This is a genomic window from Halomonas sp. SIMBA_159, assembly GCF_046536035.1.
Classification (GTDB): domain Bacteria; phylum Pseudomonadota; class Gammaproteobacteria; order Pseudomonadales; family Halomonadaceae; genus Vreelandella; species Vreelandella venusta_A.
The window spans coordinates 1-238 of record NZ_JAWJBT010001554.1; the positions used below are offsets into that span (position 1 = coordinate 1).

Here is a 238-nt window from a genome sequence, read left to right on the forward strand (position 1 = left end):
CCATGCGGCTGTATGGCGACTGGAAAGCTCTGCGGCCTACCGAGTTGAGCTGCTCTCCTTCACCCTGCCCTTTGGCTTGCAAGAGTCCATGCCATTTAACGAGAGCGTCATTAAACTGGCTAGCGAACTGCACCAACAGGAGGAAACGACAGTTAGCTTGCCACTAAACACCGCCTCTTCGATGACCTTTAGCCAGTTGGCCGCCCAGCATGGCGACGCTAACGCCATCGTGCATATT

General features: G+C 55.0%; 1 protein-coding gene. It reads left to right on the top strand.

Features of this window, described 5'->3' with window-relative positions:
* A partial coding sequence (locus tag R0J87_RS24450) for a hypothetical protein (protein ID WP_498889639.1) occupies window positions 1-238 on the top strand: 238 nt, incomplete at both ends.